This is a genomic window from Kluyvera genomosp. 3 (genome assembly GCF_011765685.1).
GTDB classification, from domain to species: domain Bacteria; phylum Pseudomonadota; class Gammaproteobacteria; order Enterobacterales; family Enterobacteriaceae; genus Kluyvera; species Kluyvera georgiana_A.
In genome coordinates, this window is the sequence record NZ_CP050321.1 from 1,423,690 (window position 1) to 1,440,548 (window position 16,859).

Genomic DNA, 16,859 nt, shown 5'->3' on the forward strand with positions numbered 1-16,859 from the left:
TATCGACTAGATCATCAGGGCAAACGTGCCGGCAAAAACGATGACCATAAAGGAAATGCCCATAAAGAAATATTTCACGACTCATCTCTCCGCGTATCTTTTTTCTACGCACTTATGAACGGTGGTGGTACTGCGAGCTGGTAACAACCAACGAAAAAAACGGACCTCTTTCGTGGCTGGCATCACCTCAGAATTCTGTGCTGTTGTGCTCCAGATGGCGCTAATGTACGCCTAAAAATTGGGGGATACAAGAGGGGTTTTTTTATTAATTTTTAGTTACTTACAACTGTCGTGATTCGGCGACACTTTAATTTCATACGGTAATAAATTTCATTTTGGCGACGCTTCGTTTGGCTCTGAACAGGGCTATAAACCCTATTGATTTTACGCCTATTTTTCTGGCGTTATTCCGAAAATGCTTTTCTCACTGAATGCCCGGCAGTGGTTGCAGGGGATTGAGAGGGCAAGCGCATTTTTGTTTTTTACTTTTTGTGCTGACTGTGAATACTTCAGCCACACGGATTTAATTTTCAGGAGTTTAAGATGATGAGACATCGCGTTAAGCGGGTAATGCTAATGACAACGGCCTGTATTTCGCTGTTGCTGGGGAGTGCGCCGCTGTATGCGCAGGCGAACGACGTTCAGCAAAAGCTGGCGGCGCTGGAGAAAAGCAGCGGGGGGCGGTTGGGAGTGGCGCTGATTGACACCGCCGATAACGCACAGACGCTCTACCGCGCCGATGAGCGCTTTGCCATGTGCAGCACCAGTAAGGTGATGGCGGCAGCGGCGGTGCTCAAGCAAAGTGAAACGCAAAAGAAGGTGTTGAGTCAGAAGGTTGAGATTAAATCTTCAGACCTGATTAACTACAATCCCATCGCTGAAAAACACGTCAACGGCACGATGACGCTGGCGGAATTGAGCGCCGCGGCGTTGCAGTACAGCGACAATACGGCCATGAACAAGCTGATTGCCCATCTCGGGGGGCCGGATAAAGTGACGGCGTTTGCCCGTGCGATTGGGGATAACACCTTCCGGCTCGATCGTACTGAGCCGACGCTCAACACCGCGATCCCCGGCGACCCGCGCGATACCACCACGCCATTAGCGATGGCGCAGACGCTTCGCAATCTGACGTTGGGCAGTGCCTTAGGTGAAACTCAGCGTGCGCAACTGGTGACGTGGCTGAAAGGCAATACCACCGGCGCTGCCAGCATTCAGGCTGGGCTACCCACATCGTGGGTTGTCGGGGATAAAACCGGCAGCGGTGATTATGGTACGACGAATGACATCGCCGTTATCTGGCCGGAAGGGCGTGCGCCGCTTATTCTGGTCACTTACTTCACCCAGCCAGAGCAGAAGGCAGAAAGTCGTCGTGACGTGCTCGCGGCTGCCGCGAAAATCGTCACCGACGGTTATTAATTCTAAAAAATGTGGAGCGCTCTGTCGCTCCACTTCCAATTTATGCTCCGGTGTTGACTATTCTCTTCGATGTTTTGGCTGCGACCTCTGTATGATAATTAATACTCATCTTTAATGCTGGGTGCTCGTCTTTTCAGGAAGAAAAACTTCCTGTCAAAATGATATATATTCTCGTCATGTCCATGAATTATTGATTTTAAAATAATACCACTAATAATTAATTGTACCGTCGAGTTTTTTTGTAGTAATTATCTGATTTACATTCGCAGAATTCCTGGTCCTTCCCCCGGAAGATTTTTTTCCGCTTTTCTTTTCCTTTAGTTCCAAATGGTTATTTTTTCATCCACCTTTAGAGGGATGAGAATATTCTTCACCTTCATATTTATAAAAATTTTCACTCAGAAAAGCATATTGACAATATTTAACCCCAATGAAATTATTCGATCACGGATAAGGAGGGGACAATGATGTCGCTCAATAATGATTGTGGAAGAATCAACTGTATGAGTTGCCCTTCTAACTGTGAAGTTAAGCCCAATACTTCGCTGCGGGTTTCATTTTGCCAGAACTATTGTTTTTGTACCTGGCCGGAAGCGAGTGGCTATTTTTCTCTCGGGATCATGGAAGGGATTCTTAAGCAAAGCTATAACTATCTGTACCTTGGGTGTATTTTTGTTGATTTTTCTATCAGCTATCTGCGTTGTTTTACCGATAAACGCTGGATTGATTATTTACGTGAAACAAAATTAAAGATTGTTATCGTTTGCGATAAATACCTCAAACCATTGGCAAATTATTGGTTTAAGCACTCCAAAGACATTTTTCTCATCATATATCAACAGGATAAATTAAGCATAGCCTGTGAGAAATTAAAGAAACGTTTTATCTATCAACGCGATGCTTTCTTTCGCGGAGAGGTGCTGTCGACGCTGGAATTTTCTGTGCTGAGCGGGCTGATCGCCGGCGAAGGCTGCAATCAGTTGGCCAGCGAACTCAATGTCGACATCCGAACGGTGTACGCCGCAAAGCGTCGAGCGGAAAAAAAAATGGGCGCAGATATTAATACGCTATTTCGGTTTTCGCACACTGTGTAAATGTGACTAAATAATCTATCTCTATATTTATAGCAATCACCTTGCGGTGAGGGAGGCCTGCACCATAAATATTCAAAATGAATAAAAAGTATCCCCAGAAAACCCTACGTTGACGCCATGGTTAACGCGTTTTTCTATTATTGAGAAAAATAACGTCTTGAAAAAATATTAAAACAGGCACTAACAGCGACATAAAAGGAAGAAGACAAGGAGTTTATTATGATGCCGATACCTTTAAAACCCAGGAAGTTAGCATTGTGTATCACTGTCGCATTGCTGGCGACGAATATCAGCATGAGTGCCGTGTATGCCAACACGCTAAATGCGAATAACACCCTCTATTACTACTCATCCGGTAATCCTAATGGCAACAACAGCGACTATACCAACTACGATGAAGTGGTTATCACGACTAATGCGATAGCGTCAACCAGCGGGCTGAAAGGCTGGGCTATTTACATGAACGGCGAAAATTACAAGTTTAACGATCTCACCGTTAACACTTCTGGGATGTTATCTGATGGCATCCATACCAAAAACGGCGGCGGTAACATCGTCATTGAAAATTACAATGCGATAACCAGTGCCTACAGTTCCGATGGTATCAACCTGGGACGAGAACTGTCGGCAAACTATTCTCGGGTGACGGTGAATAATGAAACCAATATTAAAGCGGCGGGAATGGGCGTTCGTGCTAACGCCTCGGTAAACAATGCGAATGCGGTGGCAACCATTACCCTTAATGGGCCAACAACCATTGAAACCACCTCCGCAGGCTCTACTGTTGCGGGCTATACCGTTTATGCAGGACAGGATACGGAAGCCAACTCTACGGCGGTGAAGGGGAAGGCGGAAATTTTCCTGAACGGAGATAGTACGCTTAAAACGGTGGGTAAGAACGCCCATGCGGTCTATGCTCGCGCAGCGGGTACCATTTCTCTGGGGAATGTGGATATTTCGGCGACGGGAGCAACGGCGAATGGACTGTTTGCTTCCTCGACGACGGCCGATCAGCTGGCCGCTATTTACCTGGCCAAAAATGCCACCATTAATGTTGCAACCGGTTCGGCAATATATGCGACTGGCGCTGAAGCGCGGGTGAAATCTTACGATCTCAACACCGCGACTGATGTGGCGGGCACCTATGTCGTTAATGGGGATATTGTCGCGGATAAGGGCGGGCAGATCCAACTGCATATGGCAGAGGATAGCGCGTTTACCGGTGTGACCAACTCTAACCAACTCCCCACCTCGGCAGCCGATGCCGGGACCATCGCGCTGACAATGGATGGCTCGCGTAGTCTCTGGACGATGACCGGCGATTCAGTGTTGTCATCACTGACGTTAAACAATGGCACAGTGGCATGGTCAGGCCCGTCGGCTGGAAATATCCTGACCGTGGCCGGGAACTACCACGGTGATAACGGTCTGCTGAAGCTCAATACGGTGCTCGGTGATGACAGTTCGGTTAGCGATAAACTGGTCGTTCAGGGCGATACCTCCGGAACCACACGCGTTGCCGTGGCTAATGCGGGCGGGAGTGGCGATAAGACGATTAATGGTATTGAAGTCATTCACGTCGACGGCGCTTCTGATGGCGATTTTGTGCAGGCCGGGCGCATTGTCGCAGGCAGCTATGAATACGCATTACGTCGCGGTGAAGGGACTGAATACAGTAACTGGTTCTTGATGAACGCACCGGCAACGCCAGAGCCCCCCGATCCTGAACAACCGGATCCTGAAAAACCGATACCCGAACCTCCCGCGCCTGAACAGCCGACGCTGCGTCCGGAAAGTGGTTCGTATATTGCTAACCTGGCCGCCGCTAACACGATGTTTACGACCCGGCTGCACGATCGTCTGGGCGATACGCAGTATATAGACATGCTGACGGGAGAAGTGAAAACGACCAGCCTGTGGATGCGTAATGTTGGGGGTCACACGCGTTTTAAAGATTCCAGCGGCCAATTGAGCACGCAAAGCAATCGCTACGTTTTGCAGTTGGGCGGCGATCTGGCGCAATGGAGTACCGACGGTCTGGATCGTTGGCATCTGGGTCTGATGGCGGGCTACGGTAACAATCAGAGCAACACGCGCTCTGATGTCAGTCGCTATCACTCTCGCGGTCAGGTGACGGGGTACAGCGTCGGGTTGTATGGAACCTGGTACGCCAATGATGAGAACAAAACCGGTACTTATCTGGACAGCTGGATCTTGTATAACTGGTTCAATAACAAGGTGTATGGCCAGGGATTAGCCAGCGAGAAATACGATTCCGATGGTATCACCGCCTCCGTTGAAGGTGGCTATAGCTTCCTGATGGGAGAGCGTAGCGACGGGCGTTCTACCTACTGGCTCCAGCCGAAAGCGCAACTCACGTGGATGGGGGTGAAGGCCGATACCCACACGGAAGCCAACGGTACGCGAGTAGAAGACAAAGGCGACGGTAATCTGCAAACGCGGTTGGGGATGAAGGCATTTATCAAAGGCCATAGCGCCGTGGATGAGGGGAAAGAGCGTGAATTCCAGCCTTTTGTTGAGGCTAACTGGATCTATAACACCCGGTCCTACGGTGTCGCCATGAATGGCGTCACGAACTATCAGGCTGGAACACGCAATATCGGCGAGCTGAAAGCCGGCGTTGAAGGCCAGATAGGCAAAAATCTGCATATCTGGGGAAATGTCGCTCAGCAGATTGGGGATAAAGGCTATAGCGATACACAGGGTATGCTGGGGATCAAATACGCATTCTGATGCATTTAACTACTGCTGATGTGCTGTGGTATCGAGAACGCTATGAATATTTACGCTGAAGAGTTGCGCATCATTATGGACGTCATCATGGATATCATCTTTTACGCACGAGAGGAGAATCGAGGTGATGCGGCATTCCGTCGGTTGTTACATGAACTGGAGGCGCGAGAGTTTCCGGAATCGGTGAAAACGCTGTGTCAGCAGGCGGCAAACACCTGGTTTTTATCCAGCAGCATCACGGAAATGGCAGACAAAACGACGCTACAGCAGTCGGCTACCGTATACCTGTTAGCGGCTTTTGGTCGAATCAATGCGCTGGCGACCATGGAAGAATACCTGGAGCAAAGGAATAAAGAGTTGTTCGGCCTGCGCTAAGTGGATAACTGTTTTCCCTGAAAGATTTGCCCCGTGAGAGACCACGGGGCTTTTTTTATGGCGAGTTAGCGCTCTAAACCATAGTTAGTTAATCACTCGTTTTTCTATCTTGTGAGGATGCGGACTGTGGAGATGTATCTGCGAAGAATGAAAAAGGAGTGGCTGACGCTGCTCGACCAAACGGAACCTCACATCAGACAACAGGTTGCGACTGCCATGAACGACACGTTTGATGCGTGACAGGAAAGTAATCTGCTTATCATTTTTGGTTAACACACAGCACAAAGGGGGACTGTGGGTTTCCTAAGAGCCAGGCATTGCCTAATGGACTTAAGCGTAACTGGCGCTCGGTTCCTTCAGGAACAAAGAAGAAACTCTGTTTGATAATCTCATCATCAGCATTGTCCCTTGATGTTTTTATATAACTCATGTTTCTCACGATTATTTCACCGGGAACCTTAATATCATAATCAAACATGATGTTACGTGAGACAGTCTGCCTGCCGGTTGCTGTATCGATGCTGCCTGAGAGAACGACCAGCCCTTCAAAATCACTGTCCAGCCTGAACGTTAACTCCAGAGTGGAAATATAGTCTGGTTTTGCATGGTCATAATGAAGGATGGTTGAGCAATTTACTTTCATACCTGGTTTCTGCGCACTTTTATGCCACAATAACCCTGCCGATATGATTATCAGTCCTGAAGTTACTATCGCAATCCATTTTTTTTCAGGTTTTACTTTCATATCCGCTCCAGTAAAAATTCAGGCATGAAATATATTCATTATCTTTCAGCGTACACCTGCTGATGAACGCTCTGCCTTCGCGACCGTAAAGATACGCCTCGGAAACCTGATACAGGAATGATGTATCTTTCAGACAAGCAATATCACTCTCTTTAACAAGTTCAAGAAATAGTGATTTCTTGCGCTCTGAAAACGCGGCAGAGTTATTTTGCGTGGTGTAAACCGAACATTGATCATAGTTGAAAAGAAGAAATGTTGGCACATCTTTCTTCTGAGCCTGCACATTTTCCTGATGCAGTAAGTCAGCAGGTATAAAATGAATCCCCGTTGCAATGACACCTAATGCGATTGCCGCACTAATAAATAATCGACTGGAGATAAAGGACACGTAGGTTTTTTTTGTACCGCCGTTGACACTATTATCGGTATTACTGTCGAGTTTTTTTTCGGACCCGGTATCCTGCTGATCGTCAGCAATAATCTGTACCTCTATATCGCCGTTAAACATAAAGCCAATTCTGGGAATTGTCGCGATACACTCAGACGTAATGCCAAAATTTTTAAAATGTTTTCTGAGCTCAGAAAGGTACTTATTCAGAGTGTGATTTGACGAGTGCAGCCCATGTATATCCCAGACGTTTTGCAGCAACTCATCACGGGTCACTACCTGGCCTCGTTGTTCAATAAGATATGAAAGCAGTCTGTTCATTATCACCGTCAGGATAATTAGCGATCCTTCATCATCCTGGAGCCATATCGCACCATCATCAGAGCGATATCTAATCCGCATATCAATCAAATAAACCATTTCCGACTCTCCGTGCCTCATGGTGAAAGGTAGCCAGAAGACGCAGACTTCCGGTTCTTACATACCTGGTTGATTCTCTTCAATGATATCACAAAACACCTCATCATCACCATTTGGAGTTTTCGCTTGTAATTTTGATTTTTTTTGGCTTTTTACTCTGTAAATTATGCTTCTGTCAATACATATTGCCATGGTGGCGAGCGCATGGTTACTATTTGGCTCAGGAAAAAGGAGCCATACTATTAACACACACAATAATTTCATCATGCCACTCATTTTCCCTGACTGATAACGATATTTTATCTGCTGGGGGATAAGGAACTAACAGACAACTCTCTCTTCTGAAAGAGTGGAGCGTGTTCATTTTTCAGAAGTATTTTTATCGAAACTAGCCAGTATGAGAGATTTTTGCAATCGAATTTAACTATATAGCCATAATTATCTGATAATGGAAAATATCATTTTGAGTAAAAATGCATTTATCACCTGTGCATTTCGCCAAATTTTTAAAGAATGCGACTGTAAAGATGTCTGCGTTGTGGATATAGATTCATACGGTTCGCTCAATGAATTATTGAACAATATGAAAAAGAGGAAGTTAAGTGTAAATCAGAAGGTCTATTTTCTAAAAGGAAATAGTGTTTTATCAAACATGCTCGTTTCCATAACAGCCTTTCATGTTCTTGACTCACTGGCACATATTCGAAAAGTGATTCTGACAGGAATCGCGCCCTGCTATGTATTTGTGGGGATGTATATTAATGGGCTCAGAGAACTCAGTGTGCTGACCTATAGAGAAAAGCAGATAGTATATGCACTCGTGAATTATAAAGATGTGTCCAGCATAGCGCGAGCCATGAACGCAAACCATAAAACTATTTATTCTCGTGTGCGGAAGATTGCTATCAAGTTGAATTTGCGTGATATCGGGCAGGTGCGAAAGTTTATTTTTTCTGAAATCACTACATAAAAGCATATCCGATAAATAGTCAATTCGTTTAAGTACAAACAAGGTTAATGATTTATGCGAAGATTCTTTCGTCATTTTGTATGGATTAATATCCTCATCCAGTTTCTTTTTCCAGTTACTGTTGCCTTTACTCCGGCTATGGCGGGAGCGGGAAGCAATAAGCGCTTCTTAAATCCGGCTGCGGGCGAGCAACTTAACACGGAGGTCTATACACTTCAGCCCGGCGAAACGGCTGAGTCCGTGGCTGCAAAGTTTAACATGAGCATGGCGGCGCTGAAAAAGCTCAATCAGTTGAGGACTTTTGCCCGCGGCTTTGACAACCTTCAGGCTGGCGATGAGCTGGATGTACCAATGTCACCGTTACTGGAGATCGTCTGGGGCGAGAGTGCGTCTGCAATGTCTACCGACAATGAGCAGGCGAAAAACATCGCGGGCGTCGCCTCTAAGGCAGGGAACTTCCTTGCCAGTAATCCACACTCTGACGCCGCAGCTTCCATGGCCAGAGGGATGGCAACCAGTGCTGCCGGCAGTGAAATCCAGGAATTCCTCAATAACTTCGGGAGTGCGCGCGTTCAGCTGGAAGCAGACAAAAACTTCACGCTCAAAAATTCACAGCTCGATCTCCTGGTGCCGGTATACGACCGGGACAACACGGTGACATTCACCCAGGGCAGCCTACATCGTACGGACGATCGCAGCCAGACTAACCTGGGAGTCGGTATTCGTCATTTCACTTCTGGCTACATGCTGGGTGCCAACCTGTTTGGCGATTACGACCTGTCTCGCGATCATGCGCGGGCGGGTATCGGTGCTGAATACTGGCGAGATTTCCTGAAGCTCAGTGCGAACGGGTACTTTGGCCTGACGGGCTGGAAAAATTCTCCCGACGTCCGGGATCACGAAGAGCGCCCTGCTAACGGCTGGGATATTCGTACCCAGGGTTGGCTACCTGCTGTGCCGCAGCTAGGTGGGAAACTCACCTGGGAGCAATATTACGGGAAGGAGGTTGCGCTGTTTGGGAAAGATAATCGTCAGAGCAACCCGCATGCGATGACGGTCGGGCTGGAATACACGCCGGTGCCGCTGTTAACTCTGAGTGCGGAGCAGCGTCAAGGGCGGTCGGGGCAAAATGATACCCGTCTTGGGCTGGGGCTGAATTACCGGCTGGGCGTTCCGTGGCATCACCAGGTTGATCCGGGAATGGTTGCCTCAATGCGCAGCCTGACCGGAAGCCGTTATGACCTGGTCGACCGTAATAACAATATTGTTCTGGAGTACCGCAAGCAGGATGCTCTGCGTATTGACCTGCCGGAGGTGATGGAAGCGGAAGCGTCCAGAACGATCGTGATTCCGGTAACTGTTCAGAAATCTAAATACGGTGTGCAAGACACCGAATGGACGCCTTCTCAGGCGTTTCTGGAGCAGGGCGGCTCGCTACATAAACGGTCTGCCATCGAGCTGGAAGTTCGCGTACCGGCGTGGAATTATAGCGCCCCTGATGCGGCGAAGCAGGAATACACCCTGACGGCGGTCAGTATTGATAACAACGGGCGACGCTCAAATACCGCCACAACACTTATTCGCGTGCTGCCAGCGCAGAGCGACATCGAGACCCTGTCTGTGACTCCGGACGAAGCCGTTATCGCGGATAACGTCCAGTTTGCCACCCTGACCGCGAGCATAACAGACGCGTCCGGAGCCGTGGTGCCGGGCCAGGCGCTGACATTCAGCGTAGAGGGTCTCAATGATGCACAAAACGCATCTGCCGCCACGCTGTTTACCGATACTCAGTCACATAACAAACAGCTGGCCGTGGTCACAGATGCGCGCGGTCAGGCTGCCGTGATGCTGCGCAGTAAAGTGGCGAAGAAAGGCACCGTGACCGTGAAGATGGACAACGGAAAAATCAAAACGGTGCCGGTTACCTTTACTGCGGATACTGAAAGCGCGAGCGTCGCGTCCCTTACGGTGACGAAGAACGATGCCCATGCGAACGGCGTTGATGCCAACGAGATCGAGGCTGTCGTACATGATGTTCACGGTAATCCGCTGGCCAACTTCACCGTAGAGGCCGATGTGGATAATGATGGTGTGGTCGATATCTCTTCCTCGACGGATGTGAACGGCCGGACCACGCTGAGGGTCACCAACGAGCGGGCAGGGGAAACCACCGTCACGGTACGTTCTGGCTCGATGGCGCGCGCGTTTAAAGTAGCCACTGTCCATTTCCACGTTGATAAGTCTGCAACCCATATCGCCGCAGGCGACCTGACGGTGGATACCGGAGCAAAAGCAGACGGTACTGACAGCAATGCGCTGACGGTAAAAGTGACCGACAGCAACGGCAACGTGGCGAAGGATGTTACGCTTGAAATCAGCGCGTCAGGCACGGCGGGCAATGCCGTTGTGACACCGTCAGTGGTGCAAACCGACAATAACGGTCTGGCGAGCGCAGCCGTCACCAGCCTGAAAGCAGGGCAATTCACCGTAACCGCCGTGGTTCGCGAGTCGGGTAAATCTGCGAATGCGACAACCGAATTTGTCAGTGATGACGCTACCGCGACCATCACTGACAGCAATATGCACGTCACCAGCGGCGCGAAAGCGGACGGCAAACTGACAAACAGCGTTCAGGTTATTGTGACTGATGCACAGGGTAACCTTGTTCCCGGTGTGAGCGTGTCTTTTGTCGCCGATAACGCTGCCGTTAAGTTTGCGGAAAGCGCGTCGACAACGGATACCAACGGCGTGGCCTCTGCCACGATGACCAGCACGCTTGCCGGTCAATTCAAAATTACCGCGACGGTAGGAAACGTTAGCCGGAATATGGACACGACCTTTATCGCTGACATTTCTACGGCCCAAATCATTGCAGATAATCTTACTGTAGGAACCGGCGCGCTGGCTGACGGTATCGACAAAAATACTGTACAGGCAATCGTAACGGATGCGGAAGGCAACCTGGTTTCCGGTGCCAGCGTGACGTTCGGCGTAAGCGGCGATGGCAGCAAAACGATAATCACCACGCTGAAGGGGATTACGGGAAGCGACGGGGTGGCTACCGCAGAGGTGACCAGTAAAGAAGCGGGGTCGTTCACGGTTACGGCAGCCGTCGCAGGCAAGGAAACGACCAAGGTGACTGAGTTTGTGGCTGACTCATCCACCGCACGGATTACTGATAGCGATCTTGTGGTGACGTCCGGTGCGGTTGCGGATGGTTCCGACAAGAATACCGTGCAGGCAACCGTAACAGATGCTGAAGGCAACCTGGTTTCCGGTGCCAGCGTGACGTTCGGCGTAAGCGGCGACAGTAGCAAAACCGTAATTACCGCGCTGACGGGTATCACCGGTAGTGATGGGGTGGCTACCGCAGAGGTGACCAGTAAAGAATCGGGAGCGTTCACGGTAACGGCAGCCTTACCATCTGGAAATAAAACCGAAAAAATGGTCGAGTTTGTTGCGGGCACTATACATGACGTATATACCACGCTCATTACCGATAAGCAGAGTTACGTAGCAGGTGAAAAGGTGCTGCTCAAACTCACGATGAAGGATGCTCAGGGTAATCTGATTAAGGGTGAACTCCCCGATGGCTGGGAGTACTCTGTCCCGGGAACAGCTATTGATGGCATGATGTATGTAGACAGTAGCGGTGCAATTATTTCCCCATTAATGGCTATTAATTCAGGCAACTATCAGGCGTCTTTTACATGGAACGGTGGGACGGTAACCTCCAACGCTTATGTTATTTCAACGGGAGAGGTTTCAGTTGAGCGATCTACAATAGAAACAAACGCTGGGACCTACAGATCGGGTGAGGATATTACAGTCACTGTGACCCTTGAGGATTCGTATGGTAATCGTGTTGACTCGCTAGTAAATCAACTGTCTACAAGCACAATTTCGGTTCCTAATGCAGTACTGAAATCAACGGATGGCTGGAAGGAGCATGGAGATGGGGTTTATAGCATTATTTATCAGGCCGTGACGACAGGTTCCCTGAAACGTGCCTCATTAAAGATGCCTCACTGGAGTGAAACGATTCGTTCAGCATTCTATGCCATTAGCGCAGGTGAGCCTGTCAGGGAAAATTCATCACTTGAGATGGCATCTTCTTTTATCGTTGGGGATGATATTAATATTACCGTTTCGCTAAAAGATGCAGCAGGAAACGCTGTTACCGGTTATGCAGATGAAATCGTTCTTACAATGGCAAATACGATCGAGAAATCAGGTGCGTGGCATGATAACAACAACGGGACTTATACTTCTGTATATACAGCATCGGGAACGGCTTCGGGATTTGCCAGACTTAAATTAGCGGATTGGGAAACGCACATCGCTTCCATGTACACTATTAAGTCTGTTTCATTAAAATCAGTTGCTATAAACGGTTATGAGTTCTCGCCAACAGCAGGTGTGCCGCAAACCGGCTTTAAAAACGCCTCTTTTACGTTAACGCTTAGCGATGATGTTGATGCATCAGCATATGAATGGACAGCGAATCAGCCATGGGTAACTGTTACTGATGGGATAGTAACATTCATCGATGATGCCGGTACTTCAATCGTAGAAATAAAAGGAAAGAGAAAGAATGGACATGACTCTATTGGCGCTATTACCTATGTTTTCCAGACGAAAAAGTGGTTTTGGTTTCCTGTAGGAAATGAGCGAACCTGGGATAATGCTCGTAACTTGTGTATCAATAATGGCTATGTCCAACCAGAAGCTAGCCAGGTATATATTTCCAGCGCTTCCGGCAGTAGATTTGTGGGGGCACTGAAAAATGAATGGGGCGGAAATCTTGCTGTTTATGATGTAGGTGGCTTGGCCTGGCTTGCTGATGCTGGAATATCAAATTCAAAGCTACGTCGTGTAACCGATCTCTATACCAATACAATATTTGAATCAGATCCGAGTGGGGCTTCTTACAAGGCTATGTGTGTAAGATGATAGAATCAGCCAGGATAATTTGGACTGACCACATAAAATTGGACAGTTCATTTTAAACGGCTATCAGGGCTTGGGTTCGGTATTCTACCGGGCTCAGGCCTTTTAACTTCAGACCGATCCGCTCGTTGTTATCGTGATGGATATAGTGCTCTATTGCCTTCCTCAGGTCATTCAGTTCGCTGAACCTATTCAGGCCAAAACACGCAGATTTCAGTGTGCCGAAGAAGTTCTCCATCATCGGCCTCTCCGACAGGCTGTAGGAGATAATCTCCCGGTTAAACAGATCGAGAACTGGCGATAAGGACAGATTTTTACCCTGCACCGAGAGCTCTGTAATACCCGTGACACATTTTTCGTTGGCCTTCGATGCTCTGAAGTTCCGGCTCAGGGTATTGGGTGCTGCCTTGCCCACTTCCCATTTTTGGTGGGCAGCCCAAAGACCGCGGTTTTTTTATGGTGAGTTAGCGCCCTTTCTTGTGTCTTACAACAAGTGAAACCATAGTTAGTTAACCACTCGTTTATCTATCTTGCGGGGATGTGGGCTATGGAGATGTATCTGCAAAGAATGAAAAAGGAGTGGCTGACGCTGCTCGACCAAACGGAACCTCACATCAGACAACAGGCTGCCGATATTGCCGTTGCCCATGCACAGGCGTTGAGCGTGGAGTTTTATCGCGTGGTCCTTGCCGATCCCCATGCTGAAGAGTTTCTCAGCAATGAGCAGGTTGAGAAACAACTTAAGACCGCACTAGAGAAATGGCTTATTGATATCCTCTCCTGCAATGTAGAGGACGTTGAGGGACTGATGGCTGCTCAGCATACCGTGGCGGAAGTTCACGCTCGCATCGGTATCCCTGTCGAGTTGGTTGAAATGGGATTCCGGGTATTAAAAAAATTACTCTATCCCGTCATTATTTATGGCCCGCAACCGTCGGCAGATAAATTACAAATTTATCACTTTGCTATCAATAGTATTGATTTGGCGATGGAGGTTATGTCGCGTGCCTTTTCCTTTAGCGAAAGCAGTATGGCTAAAGAGGATGAAAATTATCGGATTTTCTCGTTGCTGGAAAACGCCGAAGAGGAAAAAGAACGACAAATCTCTTCGTTGTTGTCGTGGGAGCTGGAGATTATTTACAAGGTCGTACTGGATGCCGATATCGGTAATACCCTGCCGCTGAGCCAGTCTGATTTTGGTCTGTGGTTTAATCACAAAGGTCGGCACTATTTCAGCGGCATTGCCGAAGTCGGGCATATTTCGCGCCTGCTACAGGATTTTGACGGTATCCTTTCCGCTATTAACGATACCACTAAACCACTCAACGCGAAGACACATCGCAACAAGTTTTTGCTGCAACTCAGAAGTACCGTTTCGCAGATTACGACGCTGCTACGCGAGTTGTTTGAGGAGGTATCCCGCCACGAAGTGGGGATGGATGTGCTGACAAGACTGCTCAATCGCCGTTTTCTGCCGACTATCTTTAAGCGAGAAATCGCCCATGCCAACCGCGTGGGGACCCCGTTATCGATCCTGGTGATTGATGTCGACAGGTTCAAACACATTAACGATACGTGGGGGCACAATACTGGTGATGAAATTCTGCGTCGTGTGTCGCAGGTATTTTATGACAACGTACGCAGCAGCGATTACGTTTTCCGCTATGGTGGCGATGAATTTATTATCGTGTTGACGGAATCCACTGCCCACGATACGTTGCGTACCGCCGAACGCATCCGCAGTCGCGTAGAGAAAACCAAAGTGAAGGCGCCTGACGGTGAGGACATTTTGTTATCGCTATCTATTGGCGCGGCGATGTTTAGCGGCCATCCGGATTATGAACGATTAATTCAGCTGGCGGACGAGGCGTTGTATATCGCAAAAAAACAGGGGCGCAACCGCGTTCAGATGTGGAAGCCTGGTTGATTTTTGCACTGTTTATTTAATCAATCACGTGCCGCTGGCATTCTCTCTTCACCTGCTGCCGGTATTCTGCATTCCAGTCATTATTAAGAAAGTCTCGGCCGCCTCGCCGTTCACATCCGGTGGGTTTCTCCAAAGCACGACGATGGCGAGATTTCGTCAATCGGCATTGCGACACGATAGCGCATCAATCATCCATCCTGTTTGCCAGAAATCACGTAGCGTTCGCGTTTTATGATTTGAACAGGGATTCACTATGCGTAAACGCGCTTGCCTCACGCTCATCCTGCTGACGGGCCTTCTTTCTGGCTGTACGACGGCTTACACCATGACCACGCGAACGGGAAAAACTATCGACACGCAGGGAAAACCGGTCGCAGATGCTACCACCGGCATGACCACATACGCGGATACCTTCGGTTATCAGCGTGTGATAGCGACCAGCGAAATTGTACAAACCACGAAGGGCAATACGACGCTGGGGTGGTGATAACACATGACGATGATGGGTTGAAGAGCTGTGTGGCGATAGAATGCATGAGGACGGGCGCTATCGCCGCTCAGTATTCATGCATTTTTATTGCGTTAACGCAGCGTATGACCAAAATAAATCAATCGGATACCATCAAGAATAATATGTTTGAGATGAACGTTTTGATTTTCAGTGGCCAACTATTATTCTTTCGCTTTAAAAACAACGACGCTTCAGGAGGCTTATCCTCACCTATTTCGATATGTGTAGACAAGGACAGTGTGTTGTGAGGACTGGCTCGGGCATAAATGCGCCTTTGTTCACCTCGTTGCTGATATCTGCCGATATTGAAAAAATTATCTCTGCGATCCTAATCTGGAGCCGAGTAACCCCCTGCCGATAGTTAGCTTAACATAATCATCAATCAGACTCGATCAGGAAATTGATTGCGTTATTCAAAAGAGCACTCTCTAACGTGAAAATTCTTATTTTGGAACTGTCCAAATTAGGAATTTTTCTTGCTTGAAATGTTAATTCACCTATTTATACTGCTCTCGGTGTTGTTTTATTTTTATATTGATTTAAATCAATTATCTTCTTTTATTGCCTAAATAAACCAGACCTTTTTTATTACCTGGGATATCTCACTGGTAACAAGGTAAATATTAATGAAAAACTCTGCTTTTTCTGAGGTGTGAACGAAGAATTCGGAGGAAAATTCCTAAAATTCAGCATTTGACAGATCTAAGATCTGTAAAGTTGATCTTGACTCGAATATTATCCTGCTGTTTCATGCAAAAGTATTACACGCGTTATGGCGATTGAGTATAACAACGAGGGTTGGTTAGATGAGCGATAGTTTCCAAAGCGAGGTGCCTAAGGCACGTATTAACTTAAAGCTGGATCTGCATACTGGTGGCGCAACGAAAAAGACGGAATTACCTCTAAAACTGCTGGTGGCGGGGGATTTCAGCAACGGTCAGGAGGATGCATCGTTGTCTGAACGGGTTAAGGTTAATATTAATAAAAACAACTTTGATGCAGTCCTTTCCGAATATTCCCCAAAAATAAATCTTACCGTTAAAAATACGCTGGCAGATGATGGCAGTGAAGAAAATATCAGCCTTGCATTCCAGAGCATGAAAGATTTCACGCCAGAACAGGTGTCCCGCCAAATACCGCAACTGAAGGCCATGCTCTCGATGCGTAATTTGCTGCGCGATTTAAAAGCCAACTTACTAGATAACCAGGCTTTCCGAAAAGAGCTGGAAAAAATCCTACTGGACCCGGCGTTAAGCGCAGAGCTTCGCGCCGAGCTGTCAGCCCTGGCCCCTAAACAACCCTAACC

General features: G+C 48.0%; 13 protein-coding genes and 1 pseudogene. 9 read left to right on the top strand and 5 right to left on the bottom strand.

Translation table 11 applies throughout. The annotated features are described in order from the left end of the window. Positions 1 to 6: 6 nt before the first annotated feature. Positions 7 to 78: a membrane protein YpdK gene (ypdK, locus tag GY169_RS06710; RefSeq protein WP_100249902.1), complete on the bottom strand. Its 72-nt coding sequence runs from the start codon at positions 76 to 78 to the stop codon at positions 7 to 9. 465 nt (positions 79 to 543) lie between these two features. On the opposite strand from ypdK, the gene blaCTX-M reads away from it, so the two are divergent. The 4 genes from blaCTX-M (at position 544) to GY169_RS06730 (ending at position 5,642) form a co-directional block, all read left to right on the top strand. Beyond that, positions 544 to 1,419, top strand: a complete 876-nt coding sequence (gene blaCTX-M, locus GY169_RS06715; protein ID WP_167575294.1) for a CTX-M family extended-spectrum class A beta-lactamase — start codon at positions 544 to 546, stop codon at positions 1,417 to 1,419. A gap of 464 nt (positions 1,420 to 1,883) precedes the next feature. Further along, positions 1,884 to 2,513 (top strand): LuxR C-terminal-related transcriptional regulator, encoded by a 630-nt coding sequence (locus GY169_RS06720; protein ID WP_114267054.1) that lies wholly within the window; start codon positions 1,884 to 1,886, stop codon positions 2,511 to 2,513. Positions 2,514 to 2,768: 255 nt separating this feature from the next. After that, on the top strand, positions 2,769 to 5,267 hold the full coding sequence (locus tag GY169_RS06725) for an autotransporter outer membrane beta-barrel domain-containing protein (protein ID WP_317983353.1): 2,499 nt from the start codon (positions 2,769 to 2,771) through the stop codon (positions 5,265 to 5,267). A 42-nt stretch (positions 5,268 to 5,309) separates the two neighbouring features. Beyond that, entirely contained in the window at positions 5,310 to 5,642 is a 333-nt protein-coding gene (locus GY169_RS06730; RefSeq protein WP_167575295.1) for a hypothetical protein, read from the top strand. A 259-nt stretch (positions 5,643 to 5,901) separates the two neighbouring features. On the opposite strand, the gene GY169_RS06735 is transcribed toward GY169_RS06730, so the two are convergent. The 3 genes from GY169_RS06735 to GY169_RS06745 are packed head-to-tail and all read right to left on the bottom strand — an operon-like array spanning position 5,902 to position 7,462. Then, entirely contained in the window at positions 5,902 to 6,387 is a 486-nt protein-coding gene (locus tag GY169_RS06735; RefSeq protein ID WP_167575296.1) for a hypothetical protein, read from the bottom strand. After that, positions 6,371 to 7,195 carry a transcriptional regulator gene (locus GY169_RS06740; protein WP_167575297.1) on the bottom strand — a complete coding sequence of 275 codons (825 nt, stop codon included), beginning with the start codon at positions 7,193 to 7,195 and terminating at the stop codon, positions 6,371 to 6,373. Before GY169_RS06740 ends, GY169_RS06735 begins: the two co-directional genes overlap by 17 nt. A 57-nt stretch (positions 7,196 to 7,252) precedes the next feature. Beyond that, positions 7,253 to 7,462, bottom strand: a complete 210-nt coding sequence (locus GY169_RS06745) for a hypothetical protein (RefSeq protein ID WP_167575298.1) — start codon at positions 7,460 to 7,462, stop codon at positions 7,253 to 7,255. Positions 7,463 to 7,643: 181 nt separating this feature from the next. Between GY169_RS06745 and GY169_RS06750 the strand changes: the two genes are divergently transcribed. Continuing rightward, the gene (locus GY169_RS06750; RefSeq protein ID WP_167575299.1) at positions 7,644 to 8,165 is read left to right on the top strand and encodes a helix-turn-helix transcriptional regulator; all 522 of its coding nucleotides are present in this window, start codon (positions 7,644 to 7,646) and stop codon (positions 8,163 to 8,165) included. Positions 8,166 to 8,219: 54 nt separating this feature from the next. Then, positions 8,220 to 13,118, top strand: coding sequence for an inverse autotransporter beta domain-containing protein (locus GY169_RS06755; RefSeq protein ID WP_167575300.1), 4,899 nt, complete (start codon positions 8,220 to 8,222; stop codon positions 13,116 to 13,118). 52 nt (positions 13,119 to 13,170) lie between these two features. Here GY169_RS06755 and GY169_RS06760 read toward each other — a convergent pair. Continuing rightward, positions 13,171 to 13,533 (bottom strand): annotated as a pseudogene (locus GY169_RS06760) (IS3 family transposase); the annotation flags it as partial. 129 nt (positions 13,534 to 13,662) lie between these two features. Between GY169_RS06760 and GY169_RS06765 the strand changes: the two are divergent. From GY169_RS06765 to tssB, 3 genes are all read left to right on the top strand, one after another. Then, a complete protein-coding gene (locus GY169_RS06765; protein WP_167575301.1) occupies positions 13,663 to 15,042 on the top strand; it encodes a diguanylate cyclase in 1,380 nt (459 codons plus the stop codon). 253 nt (positions 15,043 to 15,295) lie between these two features. Next, positions 15,296 to 15,529, top strand: coding sequence for a YgdI/YgdR family lipoprotein (locus tag GY169_RS06770; protein WP_167575302.1), 234 nt, complete (start codon positions 15,296 to 15,298; stop codon positions 15,527 to 15,529). Between the two features lie 830 nt (positions 15,530 to 16,359). Beyond that, positions 16,360 to 16,857: a type VI secretion system contractile sheath small subunit gene (gene tssB / locus GY169_RS06775; protein ID WP_163449220.1), complete on the top strand. Its 498-nt coding sequence runs from the start codon at positions 16,360 to 16,362 to the stop codon at positions 16,855 to 16,857. The last annotated feature ends 2 nt before the right edge of the window (positions 16,858 to 16,859 follow it).

Coding starts and splice junctions, on each gene's coding strand:
- GY169_RS06745 (WP_167575298.1), bottom strand. CDS start 7,462: ATGATGAAATTATTGTGTGTGTTAATAGTATGGCTCCTTTTTCCTGAG.
- tssB (WP_163449220.1), top strand. CDS start 16,360: ATGAGCGATAGTTTCCAAAGCGAGGTGCCTAAGGCACGTATTAACTTA.
- GY169_RS06740 (WP_167575297.1), bottom strand. CDS start 7,195: ATGGTTTATTTGATTGATATGCGGATTAGATATCGCTCTGATGATGGT.
- GY169_RS06750 (WP_167575299.1), top strand. CDS start 7,644: ATGGAAAATATCATTTTGAGTAAAAATGCATTTATCACCTGTGCATTT.
- GY169_RS06770 (WP_167575302.1), top strand. CDS start 15,296: ATGCGTAAACGCGCTTGCCTCACGCTCATCCTGCTGACGGGCCTTCTT.
- GY169_RS06730 (WP_167575295.1), top strand. CDS start 5,310: ATGAATATTTACGCTGAAGAGTTGCGCATCATTATGGACGTCATCATG.
- GY169_RS06720 (WP_114267054.1), top strand. CDS start 1,884: ATGATGTCGCTCAATAATGATTGTGGAAGAATCAACTGTATGAGTTGC.
- GY169_RS06735 (WP_167575296.1), bottom strand. CDS start 6,387: ATGAAAGTAAAACCTGAAAAAAAATGGATTGCGATAGTAACTTCAGGA.
- GY169_RS06765 (WP_167575301.1), top strand. CDS start 13,663: ATGGAGATGTATCTGCAAAGAATGAAAAAGGAGTGGCTGACGCTGCTC.
- blaCTX-M (WP_167575294.1), top strand. CDS start 544: ATGATGAGACATCGCGTTAAGCGGGTAATGCTAATGACAACGGCCTGT.
- GY169_RS06755 (WP_167575300.1), top strand. CDS start 8,220: ATGCGAAGATTCTTTCGTCATTTTGTATGGATTAATATCCTCATCCAG.